We start from the raw sequence: 3044 nt of genomic DNA on the forward strand, positions 1-3044 counted from the left end.
CGAAGCTATCAGCGAATACCTGTCTCAAGTGCTGGCCGACGGCGATACCGACGAACTGATCCGCGCTGTGGGTCATGTAGCGAAGGCCCGAGGCATGGCTCAGATCGCCAAAGACTCAGGTCTTGGTCGTGCCAGCCTGTACAAAGCATTCGCTCCTGGTGCCAAGCCGCGCTTCGATACCGTGGTAAAGGTTATGCGTGCTATGGGTGTTGAATTGCATGCTCAAGCGGCGCACGCCTGATAGTCAGATGCAAAAAGCCCAGCGCTGGGCTGGGCTCGACTCATCAAGAGCGCTTGCGGCGCTCCGCAAGCATCCTGTCAGCGATTTCTGCGGATTGCTTCACTACCTTGTCTAAAAAGTCGCTGGTGTTCGCCCCTGAAACCCCGGTCCGCCCCAGTTCAATTGCTGCCGCCAGGTATTGATCCCAAGCCTGCAGCTCGGTTTCTGTTTTCGCCTTGTTTGACATATTTTCCCTTGTCTTAGTGAGCGGGTAAATCACCCGAATCGGACTCTAACGGAGCCTGTGAAGCGCCAGCACTAAGACCAAAGACTACCCTGTCCACGCATCCAGCATGGACAAAAGGCCAGTAACAGGGCTGACACAGCGCGTAGTAGCTTTATGCCTCCAACGAATCGCCTCGGTCCGTTGCCTGCAAGCCCATGGACCGGGGATTGCGCCAATTTCGGCGCGCTTGTGACCTGGAGGTCAATGTGCAAGAAGAGCAACGAGTAGTGACACCTTTCGAGCTGGGCGTGTGCGCAGCTTTTCAGGTAATTGGGGCAGCTATCGCCAGTCTTGACGTAGCGGGAAGGACCAAAGTGGCTGATGCAGCCAAATCTCTGCTGGAATCATTACCAGCAGACAAATCAATCATCAAAGACCGTTCGGCTCATCACCTGGCTCTGGAATCTTTGATAGCAGGTCTTTTGCCAGAACGGTCTCAGAAATCTGGCGACTGATCCAGTCAAGCGCTTTCCCGGCGTCATCGTGGCCCGGGAAAGTATCTTTGGAGTTGTCCATACTTATCTCCTGCGGCTCTGCCGCTCATGTAGTTTATTTCGCATCTTTGTGCCTGAGGATCAGGCGTGTCCTGCTAAGCCATGGCCCGCCAAAGACGATGATCTCGGAGGGCCTGCCGTACAGGTGGTGCAGCAAGAATGGACCAGGCCCATGCACACCGCTTTCTTCGTCAGGCAGCGATGCGTCAGTGCCGAGGAAAATCCCGGCATGGTTCGGATGCTTGGTGCGACCGACGTCCATGACGATCATGTCACCGCGCTGGGGACTGCCGACGCGCTCAAACCCAGCAACCTCATAAGCCTGCTCGTAGAGGCTTGGGCCGTCGACCTGCTCCCACCAACCGTCTTCCCGCTGGAAAGCCTCGAACTCCAGGTCCCATTCGCGCTTGTACCAGTCAGCACAGACCTGCCAGCAGTCCCAGGCGCCATGAACGAACGGGCGCTTAAGCAGCGGCGTGTTTCCAGTTGGGGTGATCGTTCGCAGATCGCCCTCCGGCCAGCTCAGGATGTGCCACGGTAGCTCAGTGGCTTCGCACATCGCCAGATCGCGCGGCGAAGGGCGACTTGTTGCGTCCGGATGGGAATGGACGATGCCTATGACCTCGCCGACATCCTCTGCACGGCCATAGTCCTCGGGATCGATCCGGAACTCTTCGTACGGATCGCTCGCAGTGTTCGCACAGGGGAAGTACTGCTGCTTTCGGCCCACAGCCAGCAATAGGCCGCAGCATTCGCGTGGGTACTCAGCCGCGGCGTGTGCCTGCACTGCCGCCAAAATGTACTTGAGCATGATCAGCTCCGCGCGATCAGGGAAACGGCAGGAAAACCGCCGAAGGGCAATTCGTTGTTTGCGCCAAAGCGAGGTTCACAACCTCGGCCCAGCGTTGCGTCGCACTCGTCGAGTTCTGGGTTATCAGTTGGTAGCCCATCCTTATCGACATAGCCGCCGGTGTAGCCGCAGTTCGGCCCTCGGTAACCGCCAGTGAGGCACCAGTGGCATAGCGTGGTCATCTGCCTCCCGATGGACTCACCACCAACATCGCCAGGGCTGGCCAGCTCCCACGAAACTGTCTCGCCGTCCTCGTTGGTCTTCTGATCGAGATACCAGACCTCGATTGATTCCTGCGTGGGATCGGCCTCGGCATTGCCGCCTTCGAAGTTGACCGCATCCAAGTATCGACCCAACGTGTGACGCATCGTCAGCTTGAACTCGAGCAGGTCCTCGAAGGCGAGACAGAGTGCGGTGATCCGTCCGTTGACGTTGCCGACAGAGAGCTTGGGGCGAACTGCTGTGCCGTCGCCATTGGCCTCGATGCCGTCAATCTGCATTGGCCAGGCGCCGTACTCTTCTCCCTGCCACCAAATAGCTTTAGCGGGGAGTTGATCGGCGTCCGCGCCGGCGGCGATCAATTCGGCTGGCGAGTAGGGAATCGAGTGCCCGTGAAAGCGCAGAACGTCCGCGCCGTAATCGGAGCCGTCCAGTTCGAACAGCAGCACTTCACTGCCAGGCTCAAGAACCTGGATATCACTGATTAATGGCATGGATGCCCCTTATGGATGGAAGGCTTGCTCAAAAGTCGCTGTGACGCGGAAGACGGTGCCACCCATAGGGGTTGGAACTGGCTTTGTACAGATGAACAGCCCGAGTTCGCCGAGCGGAGTAGCCCAGAGAAAAGCCTTGGCGCCAGCGTGTCGATCAAAGAAAGCCATGACTTCCAGCGCTTTGGCCTTTGAGCCCGTGAAGGTGATTGGGTATGAGCTTTCCTTGTTGTTCGGCCCGTCACCAACGACTTGCTTATAACCATTACCGAACTGAGAAGTACGGGTGCGGTATGTGATGTCTGGGGCATCACCCGACTGTGTCGGCCAGGTAAATGTCTCAATCGCCATGCTTATCCTCTCCCGTTCGCGTTGCGATAACTGACGCCGCCAGCGCGCCATGAATCAGCAACTGCCTTTTCCGCCGCTGCTGTCATCTGCTTTTGCAGGTTTTGTTGAAGGGCTGTCTGATCGAGCTGCATAC

At 57.6% G+C, this 3044-nt stretch carries 6 protein-coding genes; 1 reads left to right on the forward strand and 5 read right to left on the reverse strand.

Annotated features, from left to right (window positions below; all coding sequences use genetic code 11):
* The coding region (locus VGC62_RS27495; RefSeq protein ID WP_331190227.1) for an addiction module antidote protein at positions 1–241 on the forward strand (241 nt) is incomplete at its 5' end.
* Positions 242–284: 43 nt separating this feature from the next.
* Here VGC62_RS27495 and VGC62_RS27500 read toward each other — a convergent pair.
* The 5 genes from VGC62_RS27500 to VGC62_RS27520 all read right to left on the reverse strand — a co-directional run bounded on the left by VGC62_RS27500 (position 285) and on the right by VGC62_RS27520 (position 2911).
* Positions 285–467 (reverse strand): hypothetical protein, encoded by a 183-nt coding sequence (locus VGC62_RS27500; protein WP_331190228.1) that lies wholly within the window; start codon positions 465–467, stop codon positions 285–287.
* Between the two features lie 408 nt (positions 468–875).
* A complete protein-coding gene (locus VGC62_RS27505; RefSeq protein WP_331190229.1) occupies positions 876–1022 on the reverse strand; it encodes a hypothetical protein in 147 nt (48 codons plus the stop codon).
* A 33-nt stretch (positions 1023–1055) separates the two neighbouring features.
* Positions 1056–1811 carry a C40 family peptidase gene (locus VGC62_RS27510; protein ID WP_331190230.1) on the reverse strand — a complete coding sequence of 252 codons (756 nt, stop codon included), beginning with the start codon at positions 1809–1811 and terminating at the stop codon, positions 1056–1058.
* 2 nt (positions 1812–1813) lie between these two features.
* Positions 1814–2563, reverse strand: coding sequence for a phage minor tail protein L (locus VGC62_RS27515; protein ID WP_331190231.1), 750 nt, complete (start codon positions 2561–2563; stop codon positions 1814–1816).
* 9 nt (positions 2564–2572) lie between these two features.
* Positions 2573–2911, reverse strand: coding sequence for a phage tail protein (locus VGC62_RS27520; RefSeq protein ID WP_331190232.1), 339 nt, complete (start codon positions 2909–2911; stop codon positions 2573–2575).
* Between the last annotated feature and the right edge of the window lie 133 nt (positions 2912–3044).

The sequence above is a fragment of the Pseudomonas sp. genome, assembly GCF_036404235.1.
Classification (GTDB): domain Bacteria; phylum Pseudomonadota; class Gammaproteobacteria; order Pseudomonadales; family Pseudomonadaceae; genus Aquipseudomonas.

Bases quoted from the DNA above. Each gene is read 5' to 3' on its own strand.
- VGC62_RS27500 (WP_331190228.1), bottom strand. From the start codon at position 467: ATGTCAAACAAGGCGAAAACAGAAACCGAGCTGCAGGCTTGGGATCAA.
- VGC62_RS27505 (WP_331190229.1), bottom strand. From the start codon at position 1,022: ATGGACAACTCCAAAGATACTTTCCCGGGCCACGATGACGCCGGGAAA.
- VGC62_RS27510 (WP_331190230.1), bottom strand. From the start codon at position 1,811: ATGCTCAAGTACATTTTGGCGGCAGTGCAGGCACACGCCGCGGCTGAG.
- VGC62_RS27515 (WP_331190231.1), bottom strand. From the start codon at position 2,563: ATGCCATTAATCAGTGATATCCAGGTTCTTGAGCCTGGCAGTGAAGTG.
- VGC62_RS27520 (WP_331190232.1), bottom strand. From the start codon at position 2,911: ATGGCGATTGAGACATTTACCTGGCCGACACAGTCGGGTGATGCCCCA.